This is a genomic window from Agrobacterium albertimagni AOL15, from assembly GCF_000300855.1.
Taxonomy (GTDB): Bacteria; Pseudomonadota; Alphaproteobacteria; order Rhizobiales; family Rhizobiaceae; genus Allorhizobium; species Allorhizobium albertimagni.
Window position 1 is genome coordinate 242,931 of record NZ_ALJF01000008.1, and the last position, 13,377, is coordinate 256,307.

General features: G+C 63.2%; 15 protein-coding genes. 8 read left to right on the forward strand and 7 right to left on the reverse strand.

Annotation, left to right across the window (positions count from 1 at the left end; all coding sequences use genetic code 11):
• From QWE_RS10790 to rpe, 3 genes are read right to left on the reverse strand one after another with little or no spacing between them, the layout of a single operon-like run.
• Complete coding sequence (locus QWE_RS10790) at positions 1–480, reverse strand: hypothetical protein (protein WP_006726152.1); 480 nt, start codon at positions 478–480, stop codon at positions 1–3.
• Positions 480–1,199: a DUF2259 domain-containing protein gene (locus QWE_RS10795; RefSeq protein WP_006726153.1), complete on the reverse strand. Its 720-nt coding sequence runs from the start codon at positions 1,197–1,199 to the stop codon at positions 480–482. Before QWE_RS10795 ends, QWE_RS10790 begins: the two co-directional genes overlap by 1 nt.
• Entirely contained in the window at positions 1,196–1,873 is a 678-nt protein-coding gene (gene rpe, locus QWE_RS10800; RefSeq protein ID WP_006726154.1) for a ribulose-phosphate 3-epimerase, read from the reverse strand. The genes QWE_RS10795 and rpe overlap by 4 nt, the downstream gene beginning before the upstream one ends.
• A 210-nt stretch (positions 1,874–2,083) precedes the next feature.
• Here rpe and QWE_RS10805 point away from each other — a divergent pair, with 210 nt between their 5' ends.
• Complete coding sequence (locus QWE_RS10805) at positions 2,084–2,848, forward strand: SDR family NAD(P)-dependent oxidoreductase (RefSeq protein ID WP_006726155.1); 765 nt, start codon at positions 2,084–2,086, stop codon at positions 2,846–2,848.
• Between the two features lie 6 nt (positions 2,849–2,854).
• Here QWE_RS10805 and QWE_RS10810 read toward each other — a convergent pair whose 3' ends face one another.
• On the reverse strand, positions 2,855–3,949 hold the full coding sequence (locus QWE_RS10810) for a branched-chain amino acid ABC transporter substrate-binding protein (protein WP_006726156.1): 1,095 nt from the start codon (positions 3,947–3,949) through the stop codon (positions 2,855–2,857).
• 163 nt (positions 3,950–4,112) lie between these two features.
• Here QWE_RS10810 and QWE_RS10815 point away from each other — a divergent pair, with 163 nt between their 5' ends.
• The 7 genes from QWE_RS10815 to QWE_RS10845 are packed head-to-tail and all read left to right on the forward strand — an operon-like array spanning position 4,113 to position 9,856.
• Positions 4,113–4,598 carry a flavin reductase gene (locus tag QWE_RS10815; RefSeq protein ID WP_006726157.1) on the forward strand — a complete coding sequence of 162 codons (486 nt, stop codon included), beginning with the start codon at positions 4,113–4,115 and terminating at the stop codon, positions 4,596–4,598.
• Between the two features lie 26 nt (positions 4,599–4,624).
• Entirely contained in the window at positions 4,625–5,557 is a 933-nt protein-coding gene (locus QWE_RS10820) for an AAA family ATPase (RefSeq protein ID WP_006726158.1), read from the forward strand.
• A 1-nt stretch (position 5,558) separates the two neighbouring features.
• Positions 5,559–6,833 carry a vWA domain-containing protein gene (locus tag QWE_RS10825; RefSeq protein WP_006726159.1) on the forward strand — a complete coding sequence of 425 codons (1,275 nt, stop codon included), beginning with the start codon at positions 5,559–5,561 and terminating at the stop codon, positions 6,831–6,833.
• Positions 6,830–7,159 (forward strand): XdhC family protein, encoded by a 330-nt coding sequence (locus QWE_RS10830; RefSeq protein ID WP_006726160.1) that lies wholly within the window; start codon positions 6,830–6,832, stop codon positions 7,157–7,159. Before QWE_RS10825 ends, QWE_RS10830 begins: the two co-directional genes overlap by 4 nt.
• Entirely contained in the window at positions 7,159–7,875 is a 717-nt protein-coding gene (locus tag QWE_RS10835; protein ID WP_006726161.1) for an XdhC family protein, read from the forward strand. Before QWE_RS10830 ends, QWE_RS10835 begins: the two co-directional genes overlap by 1 nt.
• A complete protein-coding gene (locus tag QWE_RS10840; protein ID WP_006726162.1) occupies positions 7,872–9,512 on the forward strand; it encodes an NTP transferase domain-containing protein in 1,641 nt (546 codons plus the stop codon). The genes QWE_RS10835 and QWE_RS10840 overlap by 4 nt, the downstream gene beginning before the upstream one ends.
• A 2-nt stretch (positions 9,513–9,514) precedes the next feature.
• On the forward strand, positions 9,515–9,856 hold the full coding sequence (locus tag QWE_RS10845; RefSeq protein ID WP_006726163.1) for a TfoX/Sxy family protein: 342 nt from the start codon (positions 9,515–9,517) through the stop codon (positions 9,854–9,856).
• On the opposite strand, the gene QWE_RS10850 is transcribed toward QWE_RS10845, so the two are convergent.
• The 3 genes from QWE_RS10850 to QWE_RS10860 all read right to left on the reverse strand — a co-directional run bounded on the left by QWE_RS10850 (position 9,844) and on the right by QWE_RS10860 (position 13,312).
• Entirely contained in the window at positions 9,844–10,251 is a 408-nt protein-coding gene (locus QWE_RS10850; RefSeq protein ID WP_006726164.1) for an NUDIX domain-containing protein, read from the reverse strand. The genes QWE_RS10845 and QWE_RS10850 overlap by 13 nt on opposite strands.
• 5 nt (positions 10,252–10,256) lie before the next feature.
• Positions 10,257–11,774, reverse strand: a complete 1,518-nt coding sequence (locus QWE_RS10855; protein ID WP_006726165.1) for a DEAD/DEAH box helicase — start codon at positions 11,772–11,774, stop codon at positions 10,257–10,259.
• A gap of 227 nt (positions 11,775–12,001) precedes the next feature.
• Positions 12,002–13,312, reverse strand: a complete 1,311-nt coding sequence (locus tag QWE_RS10860; protein ID WP_040300009.1) for a M23 family metallopeptidase — start codon at positions 13,310–13,312, stop codon at positions 12,002–12,004.
• Positions 13,313–13,377 lie beyond the last annotated feature (65 nt).

Genomic DNA, 13,377 nt, shown 5'->3' on the forward strand with positions numbered 1-13,377 from the left:
TCAACGGCTGCGGCGGGCCATCACCATGCTGAGCACCAGAAGCATGGCCAATCCGGCCGGCATAAGGTGACGCATCCCGAGCACGGCAAACTGGTAGAGGGCAGATGCGGTGGTGAAAATCTGCTGATAGACCCAGATGCGCGAGAGGAATGGTGCGTGCCAATGGGCATAGAAGGTTCGATATTGCAGGGCGTAGATCCCGGCGATTGCCCCAACGGTGACGATGCCGAGCAGCAAGAGCCATGCTGCAAGAGCGGTCTCAGGCCCTCCGCGTTTCCTGATCCTGTGGATCAGGGGCAGGGCGGCGAGCCAGCCGATAATGCCGCCAGCCGCGTAGATTGCGGTCAAAGCCAGGTCATGGCTGCTCGTGGCGCGTCCGAAGAGATGAACGGATAGCTGAAAGCTTGTCGCCATCGCCAGCCCCCAGGCAAGCGAACCGCCCATCCACAACAGGACCGACGGCAGGGGGCTGCGCGGCATCAGGGCTTCACCGGAACGGCGAGCCAACGCAAATTGTTGCCCTCGAAGCCGAGGGTGGCCATCTGAACCATGATCATGTGCGGCCCGTTTGAGCGATAGCCGGGTGTGACAACACCGCCGATGGCGTAGGCGCTCGGGCAATTGCGGCTCTTCGGAATGGACTTGTCGCGGTAGACCTCGCGCCGGGCTTCGGGTTTCGCATCATCGGCGATCGAGAGCGCGAAGCCACGCACATTGACGTTCAGGTTGACACAGAGGTCCTCACCCTTGGCCTCGAAATCTTCGATGCTGACGCGGTACACCCCTTCCGACACGTAGAAGCTCGGAACAGCCTGATAGCGTAGTTCATCGACTTTGCCCGCGAGCTCGCCGATCGGTGTCATGGCCACCAGATATCCGGGATCGTCGCCGATCTTCCGTTCATCGAGGATGGCTTTTGCCTGCTTCAGGCTTTCACGCCGCGCTTCGCCGATGGAAGCTTCTTCCCGCCTGATCAGAACGCTCACGGGCGTGCCCGGAACATACTGGTCCGTTTCGGTGTCGATCACCTGGATTTCGGCATAGGCGAAGCCGGAGCCATCCTGCTCGCCGAACTGCTCGAAGGCGAAGAACTTGCCATCAGGCGAAAAACCCAGGGGCCGCATCTCCGCCACGTCTCCTGCGTAGGCCGCGGAGGCCGTCAGAAGCGCAAGCGCGATGGCGGATAGCTGCAGTTTCAAGCCCGACCTCCCTCGGCTGCCTTGCGCAGAGTGTCGACCGTCTTGCGGTAGTCGTCAACGCCCTTGCCCTTGAAGATCGCGGAGCCCGCGACCAGCGCATTGGCACCGGCCTTGGCGATTTCGGCGGCATTGTCGGCGGTGACGCCGCCATCGACTTCGAGGTCGATCGGGCGGTTGCCGATCAGGGCCTTGGCCTTGGCGATCTTGTCGGTCATCGCCGGAATATACTTCTGGCCGCCGAAGCCCGGATTGACGCTCATGATCAGGATCAGGTCGAGATCATCCATCACATGCTCGAGCACCGAAAGCGGCGTTGCCGGATTGAGGGACACGCCGGCCTTTTTGCCGAGCGCCCGGATGGTCTGCAGCGAGCGGTGCAAATGCGGACCAGCTTCCGCGTGCACGGTGATGATGTCGCAGCCGGCATCGGCGAAGGCGCCGAGATAGGGATCGGCTGGCGCGATCATCAGATGGCAGTCGAAGACCGCCTTGGTCCAGGGGCGCAGCGCCTTGATGATCGCGGGGCCGAAGGAGATGTTCGGGACGAAATGGCCGTCCATCACGTCGAGATGCACCCATTCGGCGCCAGCGTCGACGACGTCGCGGACTTCCTCGCCGAGGCGGGAGAAGTCGGCAGCCAGAATGGAAGGCGAGATCAGGAGAGGGCGGGTCATCGGGAGCTCCTCGCGGGCCAGGGATCGATCGATGCCGTCGCGAACGAGAGGCGCGGGCATCAGCTGTTGATGGCGGTCCGCATAGCATCGGTGCCCTTGAGCGGCAACCATGCCTTCGGATGAGACGCGTATCATCGCCAGGGCTGGCCTTGACGATTGCCGCCCGGCGCTGCATCCCTCGGCAAAAGCATAGTCATCCGGGAGGACAACATGGCCAAGTTCGCAATCATCACCGGCGGAAGCTCCGGCATCGGCCGCCATCTGGTCTCGTCCTTCGTGCGCGAAGGGTATGACGTCGCCTTCACCCATCTCGGTCAGCCGGATGCGGCAGCCGACGTCGAGAAGGAAGTGGCGGCCCTTGGGGGACGCGCGATCGGGCGGGAATGCGAGGTGGCCAACAGCACTGCCATCGAGGCGTTTCTGGACGACGTCATCGCCTGGGCGGGACAGGTGCCTGGTGTGCTCGTCAACAATGCCGGCATCCAGACCTGGGCTTCCATGCTCGAACTTTCCGAAGAGCGTTGGGACGCCGTCATCAGCACCAATCTCAAGGGCACTTTTCTCAATACCCAGCGCGTGGCGCGCCGGATGGTCGAGGCGGGCAAGGGCGGCTCGATCATCAATCTCGGCTCCGGCTGCAACAAGCACGCCTTCCCGAAACTGGTCGACTACACCGCGTCGAAGGGTGGCATCGAACAACTAACCAAGGTTTCGGCCGTCGAGCTCGGGCCACATCAGATCCGCGTCAATTGTGTGGCACCCGGTGCGATCGAGACGGCACGCACCCAGGCCGAGGCACCCGATTATGCCAAGACCTGGGGCGATGTGACGCCTCTGCGTCGTGTCGGCACGCCGGAGGATATCGCAGGGCCGATCCTCTTCCTTGCCGGTCCGCAATCGGCGTTTGTCACCGGCCAGACGATCTGGGTGGATGGCGGCGTGTTCAGCCAGGCCTTCTGGCCCTACCGCGACTGACCGCGGTTACTGCGATGGTTCGGGCACGGGCACGAAGGCGTTGTCCTGCCATTGCAGCAAGCGATAGGGGTTTTCGGTCAGCTCGTGATCCTCACCGAAGGTGATCGGACCGATCGCCGTCTCGAAGGTCGTGCCGATCAGGGCATCCGTGACGGGGGTGCCCATGGCAGACGAGATGCCCCAGGAATCCGCAAGCATGGTGACCGCCGCATGGGCCGGCAGAACATAGGCTTCTGGAAAGACGCCTGCGGCTTCGAACTCGCCCATCAGCGCCGGTGCCGATGGACCTTGCGGTGACTCCACGAGACCGACCGCAAGCACGCCATCTTCCAGAGGGACCGGTTCGTCTGCCGCCCGCAGGGCTTCACCGCCGAGCAGCGTCAGCGACAAGCCCTCCGCTTTGGCATCCCGGGCGATGATCGAGACATCGTTGCGATCGCCACCGACGAAGGCGTGGGTGATGCCGGCCGTCTTCAGCCGTCGGATCAGCGTCAGTTGCTGTTCCTGTCCCGGCCGGAAGGTGTCGACGAAGGCGGGCTTGAGGCCGCGCTCCTCGAGCGTGATCCGGATGGCCTCTGTCAGTTCACGGCCGCGGATCGTGCCGTCTTCCAGCAGAGCGACCGGTTCGCCTGGCCAATCGCGCAGGATGACTTCGGAGAGCTTGGCGGATTCCTGATCGCCATTCGGTGCGAGACGGAAAAGCGGCCAGCCAGCCTTTAACGCATCCTCCATCAATCCCGTCCAGCGAACCGACAGCGTCACTGCAGGCAGATCAGCGTCTGCCAGTACGGGCAGTCCTTCCTTCAGGGTTTCGCTGCAGAGAAAGCCGACCGCTGCCGTCGCCCCGGCCGACGTGATCGCTTCCGCGACCGCCTGGCCGCTGCCTTCCGTGCAGGGTTCATCGATCTCGACGAGGCTGATCGACAGGCCCTCGGCGGCGAGCGTCGCGCCCTTTCGCACCTGATCGCCGAGCACGGCGAAGCTACCGGTCGTGGGGGCGACCACGGCAAGTTTCAGCTCCGCTGCCGATGCTCCGGGCATGCCGGAAATCAGGAGCAGTGGAAGCGAGAGCCAGGTTGGGAGCAAGCGCGATTGGGTCATGCCGCGATCCTAGCCGAAAGCGCAGGCAATTGGAAATGCTGGCTTTCCGCCCGCTAAATTGGCGCGTCATCGAAATCGTGATGCCATTGTGGAAAAGGTAAGGGCTGCGGCCCATATTCCGATATCGACGGGGAGCATACCGAGGGGAGTTTCGAGTTTGAGCATGCAAGTTCTGGATCCGGTCGTCTATCGCGAGGCCATGAGCCGTTATGCGGGGCATGTGCAGATCGTTACGACGGAGCATCAAGGCATCCGGCGCGGGGTCACCATCACCGCCGCCTGCTCGGTGTCAGACAGCCCGCCCATGGTGCTTGCCTGCCTCAACAACAGCAATCCGAGCAATGCCGTGCTTTTCGAGAGTGGGCATTTCGCCTTGAATACGCTGGGCGCCCATCACCAGGATCTGGCGAATGCCTTTGCAGGTTTCGGCAAACTCTCGACCGAAGACCGTTTCGCCCAGGCCGAATGGCAGGTGATGGAGACCGGCTCGCCGGTGCTTGTCGAGGCGATCGTCGCCTTCGACTGCGTCGTGACCGACCGCAAGGTAACGAATACCCATACGGTGCTCTTCGGCGAGGTGAAGGCGGTGCATTTCGGTGAGCGTGAGCCGTCTCTCATCTATCTGGACCGGGGCTATCACACGCTATAGACTTTCCCTCGAACATGGGAGGAGACATGGCAGAGACCTCGGGAAAGGCGCTGCCGGAGACGATCGATGGCATCATCGATCTGCTTTCGGCTGAGGATTATCTGGCGGGCCGACCGCTCGCGACGGTGCTGTTTTTGGCTCTGAAGATGAAGCGGCCGCTTTTCCTTGAAGGGGAAGCCGGTGTCGGCAAAACCGAAGTCGCCAAGGTGCTGGCCAAGGCGCTCGACCGCCCGCTGATCCGCTTGCAGTGTTACGAAGGCCTTGACGTGGCCTCCGCCGTCTACGAGTGGAACTATCCGGCGCAGATGCTGGAAATCCGCATGGCCGAAGCGTCGGGTGTATCGGATCGAACCCGGCTCGAACACGATATCTTTTCCGAACGCTATCTGATCCGCCGGCCCGTTCTCCAGGTGTTGCAAGGCGAACCGGGACGCGCGCCGGTCTTCCTGATCGACGAACTCGACCGCACAGACGAGGCCTTCGAGGCTTTCCTGCTGGAAGTCCTCTCGGATTTCCAGGTGACCATCCCCGAATTCGGCACGGTGAAGGCCGCCGAGCCGCCCATCGTCATCGTCACGTCGAATCGCACCCGCGAGGTGCATGATGCGCTAAAGCGCCGTTGCCTCTATCACTGGGTCGACTATCCGGCCGCTGCCGACGAACTGGCGATCATCCGCCGCAAGGTGAAGGGCTGCAACGAGCAGCTCTCCCGGCAGATCGTCGCCTATGTCCAGAAGCTGAGGACCATCGACCTCTTCAAGAATCCCGGCATTGCCGAGACCATCGACTGGGCGACGGCACTGACCGAGCTCGACCGCCTGGCGCTCGATCCCGAGACGATTGCCGACACGCTGGGCACGCTTCTGAAATATCAGGAGGACATTGCCCGCATTCAGGGTGGCGAGGGCCAGAAGCTGCTCTCCGAGGTCAAGGCCGAGCTGCTGGCAAAGGCCGGCTGATATGGAGAGCTTCGGGCCGCACCCTGCCAGTGGACACGACGGCATCCTGGTGCCGCCGCCGGTGCAGGGCGATGGGCGGCTGGCGGACAATATCGTGCATTTCGCCCGGGTTCTGCGCAAGGCGGATCTCAAGCCCGGGCCCGGTGCCGTGATCGACGCTATCGAGGCTATCGACGCAATCGGCATCGGCTCGCGCGTCGAGTTCCACGCGGCGCTGTCCGCCATCTTCGTCAAGCGGCATGAAGACCAGCCTGTCTTCGACGAGGCCTTTTCGATCTTCTGGCGCTCGCGCGATCTCGTCAGCAAGATGATCCAGCTGATGTCGCCGGTGGCGGCGATCGGGGAACGTCAGAAGCCTAAGGCAGGTGGTGCTCGGGTCAGCGATGCGCTGTTTGCCGACAGAAAACGCGAGCCGAAGCCTCGCGACGAGCCGGATGTCGAGGTCGATGCCCGGCTCACGGTTTCTGGCCAGGAGGTGTTTCGTCGGCTTGATTTCGGGCAGATGACGGCAAGAGAGTTGAAGGAGGCACGGTGCGCGATCGTGCGTTTGGCTATGCCGCTTGATCTCGTTCAAACGCGCCGTTATCGGCTTTCTCCGCGCGGGCGCCTCATAGATCAGCGCGCCAGCATGCGCCAGTCGCTGCGAACAGGCGGCGACCTGATGCTGCCGAAGTTTCGCGCGCGTCGCTTTCAGCCCCCGCCGCTCGTCATCCTTGCCGACATTTCCGGTTCGATGAGCCAGTACACGCGGATCTTCCTGCATTTCCTGCATGTTCTGACCGAACGTCGCCGCCGGGTGCATACCTTCCTCTTCGGGACGCGGCTTACCAATGTGACGCGGCAACTCCGTCACCGCGATCCGGACGAGGCGATCGCGCAATGCACAGACGCCGTTGCCGACTGGTCGGGCGGTACGCGGATCGGCGAGACGCTGAGGCTCTTCAACCGGCACTGGGGCCGTCGCGTGCTGGGGCAGGGTGCCGTCGTGCTGCTGATCACCGACGGACTGGAGCGAGACGAGGTCGATATGCTTGCCCGTGAGACGGACCGGCTGCATCGCTCCTGCAGACGCCTCGTCTGGCTCAATCCACTGCTGCGCTTTGCCGGTTTCGAGGCGCGCGCGCGCGGCGTGCGGGCCATGCTGCCGCATGTGGATGAACTCAGGTCTGTTCACAATCTGGAAGCGCTGTCGGATCTCGTGCAATCTTTGTCCGGTGCGGCGGATCGGAACTGCGATCCGAGGCGTTACCTCGCTTCAGACAGGAGCCAGCCATGACCACCGATGCCACTTTGCGCGATCCGCTCGATATTGCCGAAAGCTGGTTCGCCGAGGGCCGATCCGTCGCGATCGCGACTGTGATCGAGACCTGGGGCTCGGCGCCGCGCCCGGTCGGCAGCCATCTCGTCATCGACGGCGAGGGCAATTTCGAGGGCTCGGTCTCCGGTGGCTGCGTCGAGGGGGCTGTCATCTCCGAGGCGCTCGACGTGATCGAGAGCGGTACGGCGAAAATGCTGGAATTCGGCGTGGCCGACGAAACCGCCTGGCGGGTCGGCCTCTCCTGCGGCGGCCGCATCCGCGTGCAGGTCGAGAGGCTCGGCTGATGGATATTTCGACGCTCAAGGCTCTGAACGCCGCGAAACGCGACCGTCTCGGCGCCGTGCTGGTGAGTGACCTGGCTGCCGGCACTTCGCATCTGGTGACCGAGGATCAGGTTGCTGCGGATCCACTCGGCGACGAAATCCGCGCGCGGCTTCTGTCTGGCAAATCGGGAATCGTTGATCTCGGGGGCAAGAGCCTGTTTCTCAACGTCCATTTGCCACCGCCCCGGATCTTGGTCGTCGGTGCCGTGCATATCAGCCAGGCACTGGCGCCCATGGCAGCACTATGCGGCTTTGCGGTGACCATCATCGACCCGCGCACGGCCTTTGCAACGCCCGAGCGCTTCGCCGGCATCGATCTGCGTGCGGAATGGCCGGACGAGGTCTTCGCCACGATGCCGCTTGATCGCTATTCGGCCATGGTTGCCGTGACCCATGATCCGAAGATCGACGATCCCGGCCTCATCGCGGCCCTCCATGCCGGCTGCTTCTATGTCGGCGCGCTCGGCTCGCGCAAGACGCATGCGAAGCGGGTCGAGCGGTTGACCGCCGCCGGTATCGACCCCGAGACCATCTCGCGCATTCACGCCCCGATCGGCCTCGATATAGGGGCTGCCACGCCGGCTGAAATCGCGGTCGCGATCCTCGCCGATATCATCCAGTCGCTGCGCCGGCGCAGTCTTGGGGCTCTTCGCGGCGCCCGAGAGGACAGATCGTGAAGTTTGGGCCAATCCCGACATCCGAAGCTCGTGATGCGATCCTCGCCCATTCCCAGCCACTCGCCTCCGGCAAGCTGTCCAAGGGACACCGGCTTCAGGCAGACGATCTCGCCCGCTTGCAGGCAGAGGAGGTAACCACCGTCATTGTCTGCCGCCTGGAACCCGGCGACCTGATGGAAGATGAAGCGGCCGACCGGTTGAGCGCCGCGATTGATCGTCGTGGGCTCATCCGAAGTCCGGCCTCGACCGGGCGGGTCAATTTCTATGCTTCGGCGAATGGTCTCTTTCGTGCGAACAAGACCTTGGTCGACCGCTTCAACGCCGTCGATCCCGCGATTACGCTCGCCTGTCTCGCCGATCGGCGGGACGTTAGGGCCGGCGATCTCGTCGCGACCGTCAAGATCATTCCGCTGGCCGTGGCCGGTGCATGTGTTTCAGAAGCCTTGGCCATCCTGCAGGAGGGCATCGCCTTCGAGGTCACGCCCTATCGGCCCCACCGGGTACATCTTGTCGCCACCGAGCTGCCGTCCCTGAAGCCGTCCGTCCTGGACAAGACGGCCCGCGTGCTCGAAGCCCGGCTTTCGCCCTCGGGGAGCCGGCTCGCATCGGAACAGCGCGTCCCGCATCGGGCGGACGCCGTGGCGGACGCCATCCGCGCCTCGCTTAAAGACCGAGCCGCCGAAGACGGTCCGCCGCTCATTATCGTCTTCGGTGCTTCGGCCGTGGCCGATGCCGATGATGTCATACCCTCTGCCATCCGGCTTGCCGGCGGCGTGGTCGATCAGGTCGGGCTGCCCGTGGACCCGGGCAATCTGCTGGTGCTGGGGCATGTGGAGGGTGTACCCGTCATCGGCGCGCCGGGCTGCGCCCGCTCGCCGAAGGAAAACGGTTTCGACTGGGTTCTGAACGGCATTCTCGCCGGTCATACGCCCGATCGTGTCGAGATGACCGGCTGGGGCGTCGGTGGTCTCCTGATGGAAATCCCGAGCCGTCCGCTGCCGCGCCAGAGCGCTACGAAGGATGTCGATCCGGCGGCCCTTGGCCTCGTGGTGCTTGCCGCCGGTCGGGCAAGCCGGATGGGCGAGGGTGGTCGCCACAAGCTGCTTGCCGAATTCGAGGGCGAACCATTGGTAAGACGTTCGGTACGTCAGGCGATCGAGGCCGGTGTTGGTCCCGTTACCGTCATCACCGGGCACCGGAGCGACGAAGTTACTGCTGCGCTATCGGGCCTTGCCGCGGAGGTTACCGAGAACACAGAATTTGCCTCCGGCATGGCGACATCGCTGAAGGCTGGCCTTGCTGCCGTCGAGGCCAAGGGCTTGCCCGGCATGATGGTGCTCCTTGCCGACATGCCCAACGTCTCCAGTGCTGATATCGCAGCACTTACCCGTGCCTATGCCAAGTCCGGCGGCAAGGCGATCGTGCGCGCCGTCTCCGATGGCCAGCGCGGCAATCCCGTCATTTTGCCCGCAGCAACCTTCGAGGCCTTGAAGGCACTGGAAGGTGATATCGGAGCCCGCCCAGTGATCGAAAGCGCGGGCCTTGCCGTCATCGATGTCGAAATCGGCCCGGCTGCTCGTCTTGATGTCGATACGCCCGAGGCTATTCTGGCGGCCGGCGGGATCTTGAAGGGCTGACCATGGACAATGCAGCGATCGAGGAGATGTTCGAGGCGGTCGGGCCGGTGTCCATCCGGAGGATGTTCGGCGGCAAGGGCATCTATGCGCGTGGCATCATCTTTGCACTCGAACTGCGCGGCGAACTGATGCTGAAGGGTGACGACGAGAGTGCACCCTTGCTCGAAGAAGCCGGCGCGAAGCGCTGGAGCTATGAGGGCCGGAGCGGCAAGCCTGTCGCCATGCCCTATTGGACGATCCCCGACGAAGCGCTCGACGACCCCGACATGATGGCGAAATGGGCGCGGATCGCGCTCGATGCCGCGATACGGGTTAGCGAGCGTGAGTCCGCTCAGCGCAGATAGGTCAGAACCGTCTGGGTGAAAACGGAAAGCGGCTGCGGCGGGTCATCCAGATCAAACCAGCCGATTTCCGATAGCTTGTCCGGTTCGGTCAGTTGCGGATCGCCGGATGTGTCGTCGGTGATGTAAAGCAGCGAAATCCAGTGCTGACGGTCCGCCTCGATCAACTGTTCGGTGATGCCGAGATAGCGGATCGGACCGATCGAGAGCCCCGTTTCTTCCTCTGCCTCACGGCGCGCGGCGATCTCTGCCGGCTCCATATGGTCGACCTTGCCACCGACGATGTTCCAGTGGCCGGCCTCCGGTGCCTTCATGCGCCTGCACAAAAGCAGTTTGCCATCCCGAAGGATGGCAAGACCAACCCCGAGACCGGGGAAATCGATACCGGGCTGCCCCACAGGGATCAGGCCTTGGCGGCAGCGACGATCAGCATGAAGGCGGGGATGTCGTCGCCAAAGCCGACTGGCGTCGGGCCGTCGTCATGGTCGTGATGGCGGTTGCGACGGCGATCACGATTGTCGTCGTTTGCAGGGTAAGGATTGTTGCGGTTGTTGCGCGGGTTCTGATCGCGGCGCTTGTCCGTTTTGCGTTCTGTCGCCACCGGCTCCACCTTGATCGCTTCCATCACCTGAACTTCCTCTGCCGCTTTGACTGGTTCGACGCTTGCCTCGACGGGCTTTACGTACTCGCTGCGCGTATCGGATTTATGACCACCGCGCCGCTCGCGACCCTTGTCGCGACCGCGTTTTCCACGGCTTTCGTCGTGGCTTTCCGCCGGCGCCGGAAGGGCCGACAGGTCGCCATCAAGCCATTCGATCTTCTGATCGATCAGCTTTTCGATGGCATCGAGGAACTTGGTGTCGCTGCGCGTCACCAGAGTGAAGGCAGCACCCGAGCGACCGGCACGGCCGGTACGTCCGATGCGGTGAACATAGTCTTCGGCGTGAATCGGAACGTCGAAGTTGAAGACGTGGCTGACATCGGGGATGTCGAGGCCGCGGGCTGCGACGTCAGAGGCGACGAGCAGCGTGATGGCATTCGCCTTGAAATTCGCCAGCATGGTCGTCCGCGAGCGCTGATCCATGTCGCCATGCAGCGCGCCGACGGAGAAGCCGTGGCGATCAAGCGAACGGAAGAGGTCGGCGACATCCTTCTTACGGTTGCAGAAGATAATCGCGTTCTTCAGATCGTCCTGGGCGCGTATCAGATCACGCAGCGTCGAACGCTTTTCGTAATCCTTGTTATGGCAGGCGACGAGGCGCTGGGTCACCGTCTTTGCCGTCGACGACGGCGGGGCGACTTCGATGCGCTCGGGATTCTGCAGGAACTGATCGGCCAGCTTCTGAATTTCCGGCGGCATGGTCGCCGAGAAGAATAGGGTCTGGCGCGTGAACGGGATCATCTTGGCGATGCGCTCGATATCCGGGATGAAGCCCATGTCGAGCATGCGGTCGGCTTCGTCGATGACGAGGATCTCGACGCCGGTCATCAAGAGCTTGCCGCGCTCGCAATGGTCGAGCAGGCGGCCCGGCGTGCAGATCAGGACGTCGGCACCACGTTCGAGCTTGCGGTCCTGCTCATCGAAGGACACGCCACCGATCAGCAGCGCCACGTTCAGCTTGTGATTCCGTCCGTACTTCTCGAAGTTTTCGGCAACTTGGGCTGCCAATTCGCGCGTCGGCTCGAGAATGAGGGTGCGCGGCATGCGAGCCCGGGCGCGGCCCTTTTCGAGCAGCGTCAACATCGGGAGCACGAAGCCAGCCGTCTTGCCGGTGCCTGTCTGTGCAATGCCGAGAATGTCCCGCCGCTGCAGGGCCGGCGGAATTGCGCCTGCCTGGATCGGGGTCGGAATGGTGTAGCCGGCATCGGTGACGGCAGAAAGGACTTTTTGGCTCAGGCCAAGGTCAGCAAAAGTGGTCAAAGGGAAGTAGTTTCCGTTCCTGTTCTCGCGAACATCGCTCAATAGCCCGTCTGATCGGGCGCCAATGGTTGCGGCGAATAGAAGGAAACTGCCGGAAAGTCAAGGAAACGGGCGGATTTACCCCTACAAAGGCTTAATGATCACGATTAATTGGCTTGCAACGTCAAGGTCATCAACAAACCAGAGCCACATTGACGAAAAAGCTGCTTCGAATCGTCGCTCTGCCGTCAGTTGATCAGCGGCGTCAGCTTCATTCCGGCATTGAGGAAGCGCATGGGATCGACGGCGTCGCCATTGCGCCGGACCTCGTAATGGAGGTGGGGTCCTGTCGATCGTCCCGTCGAGCCTGAGAGCCCTAGGATCTGCCCGGTTTCGACCGTGTCGCCTTCGCTCACCAGGATGCGGGACATGTGGCCATAGCGGGTGGTGAGGCCGAGGCCGTGATCGATTTCGACCATGTTTCCATAGCCGCCCGAAAAGCTTGCCGTCACGACCTTGCCAACGCCGGTGGAGCGAATTTCCGTGCCTGTCGGTGCGCGGAAGTCGATGCCGGCATGCATGGCAAGCCCGCCGAAAAAGGGATCCGGGCGGTTGCCGAATCGGCTGGTGATTTCCCGGCCAGGGGCGGGGTTGGCGAAGGGCAGGCGCTTGGCCGTGTCACGGACCGTCTCCAGCCGGGTGAGCGCAACATCCAGAGCGTTCAGCGAGGCGTTGAAGTCCCGGTCCGACTGTGGTGCGAGATAAGGACCGCCCACAGCGTCGATGGTTGGCAGTGCGGCTTGCTCGTCGATCGGCACGCCCTGGCGCCGGAGGATCGCGGCAATTTCGTCGGCGGTCTGGGATGCGCCGCTCGCCAGTTCGTCGATGCGCTGCAGCTGTTCTGCCTCGATCTCTTTCAGCGACAAGGTCATGTGCGAGAAGAGGCGGTCGGCACGGTCTGCGACATTTTCGCCGGTCATCGGCACGTAGCCGAGGGCGAGTGCCGGCCGGTGCGGGACTGCGGATTTCGGTTGTAGTGCTGTTTCCCCGAGCAAGGCGGCGAAGGCTTGCGTGCCGGTCGAGAGAGAAGCCCGATCCTTGCTGTCGACAACAGGCTTTTCGGCGGGCAGTGGACCATCGGTGGGCAAGGCGTCCGACGCATTGCCGGTCTGCAGCAGCGCGTCGATCCGGCCGTGGCGGGAGGTCAGAGCCATCTGCTGCTCGAGAAGTTTCTCGACCTTTTCCTCGACCACCTGCTGGTCGAGCAGCTGGCGCGAGGTGACGCGGTCGACCTGGGCGCGGAGTGCTGCGATCCGGTCTTCATATTCATGCTGCATGCGCGCCTGGCGCGCCATGGTGGCACCGATCAGGTTGTCGCGCAGAACGAGGTAGGTCGTGGCGCCGAGATAACCGATCGCCATGGTGCCGAGAAAGCAGACGGTGAGCGCCACCATCCACGGACGGATCGTCATGTGGCGGATGCGATCACCGCTCGCCAGAATGATGATGTGCTGTTCCCGGCGCTTTCCGAAGACCTGGTTATTCGAACCCGTCGTCACGCTGACCCCCATTTTCATGCCGGGCAGGCCGCCGTCACGCGATTGCCCGATGCGGCGAGTCGCCT

Excerpts from the sequence above, each read along its gene's own strand:
- QWE_RS10790 (WP_006726152.1), bottom strand. The coding sequence starts at position 480 with ATGCCGCGCAGCCCCCTGCCGTCGGTCCTGTTGTGGATGGGCGGTTCG.
- rpe (WP_006726154.1), bottom strand. The coding sequence starts at position 1,873 with ATGACCCGCCCTCTCCTGATCTCGCCTTCCATTCTGGCTGCCGACTTC.
- QWE_RS10805 (WP_006726155.1), top strand. The coding sequence starts at position 2,084 with ATGGCCAAGTTCGCAATCATCACCGGCGGAAGCTCCGGCATCGGCCGC.
- QWE_RS10810 (WP_006726156.1), bottom strand. The coding sequence starts at position 3,949 with ATGACCCAATCGCGCTTGCTCCCAACCTGGCTCTCGCTTCCACTGCTC.
- QWE_RS10815 (WP_006726157.1), top strand. The coding sequence starts at position 4,113 with ATGCAAGTTCTGGATCCGGTCGTCTATCGCGAGGCCATGAGCCGTTAT.
- QWE_RS10820 (WP_006726158.1), top strand. The coding sequence starts at position 4,625 with ATGGCAGAGACCTCGGGAAAGGCGCTGCCGGAGACGATCGATGGCATC.
- QWE_RS10825 (WP_006726159.1), top strand. The coding sequence starts at position 5,559 with ATGGAGAGCTTCGGGCCGCACCCTGCCAGTGGACACGACGGCATCCTG.
- QWE_RS10830 (WP_006726160.1), top strand. The coding sequence starts at position 6,830 with ATGACCACCGATGCCACTTTGCGCGATCCGCTCGATATTGCCGAAAGC.
- QWE_RS10835 (WP_006726161.1), top strand. The coding sequence starts at position 7,159 with ATGGATATTTCGACGCTCAAGGCTCTGAACGCCGCGAAACGCGACCGT.
- QWE_RS10845 (WP_006726163.1), top strand. The coding sequence starts at position 9,515 with ATGGACAATGCAGCGATCGAGGAGATGTTCGAGGCGGTCGGGCCGGTG.